At 45.2% G+C, this 5,408-nt stretch carries 5 protein-coding genes; 4 read left to right on the top strand and 1 reads right to left on the bottom strand.

Annotated features, from left to right (window positions below):
• The 4 genes from nrdA to B3180_RS02880 form a co-directional block, all read left to right on the top strand.
• Positions 1 to 1,604 (top strand): class 1a ribonucleoside-diphosphate reductase subunit alpha (gene nrdA / locus B3180_RS02895; RefSeq protein WP_286842926.1); only part of this gene is annotated, 1,604 nt, incomplete at its 5' end.
• A gap of 18 nt (positions 1,605 to 1,622) precedes the next feature.
• Complete coding sequence (nrdB, locus tag B3180_RS02890) at positions 1,623 to 2,756, top strand: class Ia ribonucleoside-diphosphate reductase subunit beta (protein WP_199495148.1); 1,134 nt, start codon at positions 1,623 to 1,625, stop codon at positions 2,754 to 2,756.
• Between the two features lie 3 nt (positions 2,757 to 2,759).
• Positions 2,760 to 3,020 carry a class I ribonucleotide reductase maintenance protein YfaE gene (gene yfaE, locus B3180_RS02885; RefSeq protein WP_054487612.1) on the top strand — a complete coding sequence of 87 codons (261 nt, stop codon included), beginning with the start codon at positions 2,760 to 2,762 and terminating at the stop codon, positions 3,018 to 3,020.
• A 102-nt stretch (positions 3,021 to 3,122) separates the two neighbouring features.
• Positions 3,123 to 3,389, top strand: a complete 267-nt coding sequence (locus tag B3180_RS02880) for a GrxA family glutaredoxin (protein WP_054487610.1) — start codon at positions 3,123 to 3,125, stop codon at positions 3,387 to 3,389.
• 31 nt (positions 3,390 to 3,420) lie between these two features.
• On the opposite strand, the gene hrpA is transcribed toward B3180_RS02880, so the two are convergent.
• Positions 3,421 to 5,408: ATP-dependent RNA helicase HrpA (hrpA, locus tag B3180_RS02875; protein WP_286842921.1), on the bottom strand; the 1,988-nt coding region annotated here is incomplete at its 5' end.

Raw genomic sequence — 5,408 nt, 5'->3', positions numbered from 1 at the left:
CTATCGTAAAATACGTCTCTCAGCGCGCCGGTATAGGTATTAACGCGGGGCGTATTCGCGCATTAGGCAGCCCTATCCGTAATGGTGAAGCTTTCCACACCGGTTGTATCCCATTCTATAAATACTTCCAGACAGCCGTTAAAAGCTGCTCACAAGGTGGTGTTCGTGGTGGCGCGGCTACCTTGTTCTACCCTCTTTGGCACCTGGAAGTTGAAAGTCTATTAGTACTGAAAAATAACCGGGGTGTTGAGGAAAACCGGGTTCGCCACCTGGACTATGGTGTTCAATTTAACCGCACCATGTATCAGCGCCTGATTAAAGACGATTACATTACCCTATTCAGCCCGTCGGACGTTCCGGGGCTTTACGACGCCTTCTTTGAAGATCAGGACGAATTTGAGCGTTTATACCAGCAATACGAACAGGATGAGAGCATCCGTAAAAAACGTATTAAAGCCATTGAGCTGTTTGGTCTGTTTATGCAGGAGCGTGCCAGCACCGGCCGTATCTATGTGCAAAACGTAGATCATTGCAACACACACAGTCCATTTGACTCTAAAGTTGCGCCTATCCGTCAAAGTAACTTGTGTCTTGAGATTGCATTGCCAACTAAGCCATTAAGTCACGTAAATGACGAAGAAGGTGAAATAGCGCTTTGTACTCTGTCAGCCTTTAACTTAGGTAAAATTGAAAGCCTGAGTGAGTTTGAAAACTTAGCAGACTTGGCCGTTCGCGCACTGGACAGCCTGCTGGATTATCAGGAGTACCCTGTTCCGGCAGCGTACAACGCCACCATGAACCGCCGTACTCTGGGTATTGGTGTTATTAACTTTGCTTATTACTTAGCCAAGCACGGTGTTAAATATTCAGACGGCTCTGCAAACGGCCTGGTTCACCAGACCTTTGAAGCTATACAATATTACCTGATGCAAGCTTCAATGAACCTGGCTAAAGAAAAAGGCGCCTGCCCTAAATTTAATGAGACCACTTACTCTCAGGGCATTATGCCAACCGATACCTATAAGAAAGACCTGGACAAAGTGTGCGACGAGCCACTGCATTTAGACTGGGATAAGCTTCGTGCTGACATTAAACAACACGGTATGCGTAATTCAACATTATCCGCTCTAATGCCGTCAGAAACATCGTCTCAGATTTCTAATGCAACTAACGGTATCGAGCCTCCTCGTGGTTTTGTCAGCATTAAGTCGTCAAAAGACGGGGTAACTAAACAGGTTGTCCCTGACTACGAAAACTTGAAAGACAAATACGAGTTGTTATGGCAAATACCGAATAACAAAGGGTATCTTGAGCTGGTTGGTATCATGCAAAAATTTGTGGATCAGACAATTTCTGCAAACACCAATTACGACCCTAACAAGTTTGATGCGGGTAAAGTACCGATGAAACAGCTTCTGCAAGACTTGTTAACCGCTTATAAACTGGGAGTTAAAACGCTCTATTATCACAACACTCGTGATGGTGCTGCTGACAACCAGTCCGACATTGCTGCACGTCAACGTGCCGACAAGCCTCAGGCCCAGAGCGCAGAAGTTATCATCGAAGAAGATGACGATTGTGCCGGTGGTGCTTGTAAAATTTAATAATAAGGATTTTAGCGAATGTCGTACTCAACGTTTAACCAAGAGCAGAATAACCCGTTAACGGAGCCTATGTTTTTAGGCAACTCCGTTAACGTTGCTCGCTATGATCAACAAAAACACAGTATTTTCGAAAAACTTATCGAAAAACAAATCAGCTTTTTCTGGCGCCCTGAAGAAATCGATGTCAGCCGTGACCGCATCGACTTTAATAAACTGACTGCCAGCGAAAAGCATGTGTTTATTTCTAACTTGAAGTATCAGACACTTCTGGATTCGATTCAGGGTCGTTCGCCGAATATCGCGCTACTACCTATCGTATCCCTTCCTGAGTTAGAAACCTGGATCGAAACCTGGTCATTCTTTGAGACCATTCACTCGCGGTCATACACGCACATACTGCGTAACTTGTTTAGTGACCCCAGCGAAGTCTTTGAAGATATTGTCATTAACGAGCAAATTAAAATTCGCGCTAATGACATCTCAAAGTACTACGACGATCTTATTTTTTACACTCAGCTGCTACAAACCCACGGCGAAGGCGATATTGTCGTTGACGGTAAGACCTATACGGTCACTCAGCGCGAAATAAAGAAAAAGCTGTTTTTGTGCATTAACTCGGTTAACGCTCTGGAAGCTATTCGTTTTTACGTTAGCTTTGCCTGCACCTTTGCTTTTGCAGAACGTGAATTAATGGAAGGTAACGCAAAAATCATCAAACTGATTGCTCGCGATGAAAACGTTCACCTTACATCAACACAGCACATTCTTAATTTGTGGCAGTACGGCGAAGACGATCCGGAAATGAAAGAAATTGCCGAAGAGCTTCGCGATGATGCCTACGAGATTTTCATGACAGCTGTTAAACAGGAAAAACAGTGGGCGCACTACTTGTTTAAAGACGGTTCAATGATAGGTCTGAACGAAAGCATGCTGTGCCAATATGTCGAGTACATTGCCAACTTGCGTATGCAGGCCATAGGCTTTGATGCTCCATTTGAAAATCAGCGTTCTAACCCACTGCCCTGGATGAACAAGTATCTGGTGTCAGACAACGTTCAGGTAGCACCACAAGAGTCTGAAATTACCTCTTACCTTGTTGGTCAAATAGACAGTGAGGTTAATGCCTCCGACCTTGGGGACTTTGATCTCTAAGCTATGGCCAACACCTTTAAAGTCAAAGTCAACGGCGGGCCCGAGCTTGCCGTTGATGCGACTGAAGGCACTTTACTCGAAGCCTTAGAGAAGCATCAGTTAGAAATGCATTACCATTGTCGTAGTGGTTTCTGTGGTGCCTGCAGAAGCACGTTAAAGTCCGGCACAGTTCGCTATACAACCGAGCCGCTCGCCTATGTCAGAAAAGGCGATATTCTGCCCTGTTGTTGCGTTCCTGAATCAGATTTAGATATTGAGCACTAGCCTTATTCATTAAATCGATTGTGCCCATCGTACAGAAGAATTGTTAACCAGCACTAAAATCTGGATAATGACCGCAATCTATTTTTGCGAGAGAGGTATTTCATGTTTACAGTAATTTTTGGACGTCCTGGTTGTCCTTTTTGTGTTCGTGCCGTAGAAGTTGCGGACAAATTAAAAGCCGATATGGATGACTTTGATTATCGCTATGTCGATATTCACGCTGAAGGTATCAGCAAGGCTGACCTTGAAAAAACAGTCGGTAAACCTGTCCAGACTGTTCCTCAAATTTTTGTCGACGAACAACACGTTGGCGGATTCACTGAATTTGAAGCTTACGCAAAAGAAAACTTAGGGCTTTACACCGCCTAATTTGCGCTTACGAATTCATGTCTAGAGGCGGCTATTTAGCCGCCTCTATTGCTTGTTTAACCCGCTTTTCAGACACCGGATACTTGGTTCCCAGGGTTTGAGCAAAGAACGAGACTCTTAACTCTTCAATCATCCAGCGGATCTCGGCAACATCATCGGGAACTACCGAACCTTTATTTTCGTAAGCTTTCACCACCGCTTTATACTGCTCTTCAAGGTTAGCTAAAGTCAGTGTCATTAAGCGATCCTTATTGGGATCAACCGGCAGCTTTTCCAGACGTCGTTGAATGGCTTTGAGATAACGCACTATGTCGCTAAGCCGATGACTGCCATAAGCTGAAACAAAACCCGCAAACACCAGGTTATCTAACTGGTCCTGAATATCGCCCCGGGACTGGATTTGATCCAGCGGAATTTTTCCTTTCAGTGCTTTTCGAACTTGTTGTGACAACAGCAGGCATTGCTCGACTTCCAATGCGATTTTTTCAACGCGCTCATTCAAGTTTGCGCGTACAACGTCTTTGAGTTGCCCAAAACTTTGTTTATCTCTTAGCTTATTGCCCTGTTCTATCTGCTCCTGGATAAGGCCATCTACTGCTGCGGCGATACAATCCGCGATTAATGCGTCTACCTTGCCCCAGGGGTTAAAATACATGGCTAATTTAGCTTTGTTCGATAAAGACTTCTGCAAGTGCTTAACAGGCGATGGTATCTGTTGCAGCAGCAACTCCCGCACGCCGGTTTTATGATGCTGTTTTGCTTGCTCCGGGTTATCGAATAGCTGCAGTGCAACCTGACCTTTACCTTTGTTTATCAGACCGGGGTAAGCCTTGAGCTCAAAACCTTGCTGGCGCTCGGTAATCACCTCCGGTAAGTCATCAAAATCCCAGCTATCAACCTGTTCACGGCTAATATCATCACCGGCGGTTTTTTCTAAACGCTGCTGCACCTTACCGGATAACTGTTGTTGAAGACTTTGCAGGTCACGTCCCTGGCTAACCAGTTTCTTTCCATCAAAAATTTTAAAATTCATACGTAGGTGAGCCGGTAGAGAGGACTCATCCCAGTTTTCTTCCGGGACCGTCACACCGGTCATGCGACGCAGCTTAGTCGCCATAGCGTCGGTTAAACGCCCTTGCATAGGCTCAACATCAGCCATTATCGCGCCAGCAAAGTTTGGTGCCGGCACAAAATTTCGGCGCAGGGCTTTTGGCAACGATTTAATTAAGTGGGCAATACGCTCTTCCCGTAATGCCGGAATGTGCCAGTCAAAGCCCTCAAGCTTCACCTGATTCAGAATACCCAGCTGGATATTCACACTGACACCGTCGTCTTCCGCATTGGGTTCAAAATGGTAACTCAAGGGTAAGCGTAAGTTGCCTTGTCGCCAAAACTCCGGGTATTCGTTTTCAGTAATGTGCTCGGTTTCGCCGGCAATTAAATCATCTCGTTCAAAGAACAGTAATTTGGGCTCTTTTTTAGCTGCTTTGTGCCACCAGCCGGCCAATAGCTTTTCGTTATAAATCCCTTCGGGTATGGCACGGTCGTAAGCCTCAAATAAAACCTCTTCATCCACCAGAATATCCCGACGCCGAGATTTCGCTTCCAGAGCTTGAATATCGCTAATTAATTTCAAGTTATGTTGAATAAAAGGCAACTTGCGCGTTAGCTGGGAGTTAACTAAAGCTTCCCGGATAAAAATCTCCCGAGCTTTAACCGGTACAACCGGCCCATATTGAACGCGTCGTCTGGGCACCAGGATAAGACCCAGCAAAGTTACTTGCTCATCAGCAATAACACTGCCTTTTTTCTTTTCAAAATGAGGTTCCAGGTACTGTTTTTTGACTAAATGAGAAGCCGCTTCCTCAACCCATAAAGGATCAATATCGGCGTTAATTCGTGCGTACAATTTAGACGTTTCCGCCAGCTCTGCAGTAACAACCCATTTTGGTGGCTTACCAAATAAACCTGAACCAGGGAAAATATGAAACCGGCTTTGTCGGGTTCCCTGATATTCCG

This window comes from Idiomarina sp. UBA4206 (assembly GCF_002383015.1).
Classification (GTDB): domain Bacteria; phylum Pseudomonadota; class Gammaproteobacteria; order Enterobacterales; family Alteromonadaceae; genus Idiomarina; species Idiomarina abyssalis.
The sequence above is the reverse complement of the archived record's forward strand: the minus strand, read 5'-3'. Positions and strand labels throughout refer to the sequence as shown.

Excerpts from the sequence above, each read along its gene's own strand:
- nrdB (WP_199495148.1), top strand. The coding sequence starts at position 1,623 with ATGTCGTACTCAACGTTTAACCAAGAGCAGAATAACCCGTTAACGGAG.
- yfaE (WP_054487612.1), top strand. The coding sequence starts at position 2,760 with ATGGCCAACACCTTTAAAGTCAAAGTCAACGGCGGGCCCGAGCTTGCC.
- B3180_RS02880 (WP_054487610.1), top strand. The coding sequence starts at position 3,123 with ATGTTTACAGTAATTTTTGGACGTCCTGGTTGTCCTTTTTGTGTTCGT.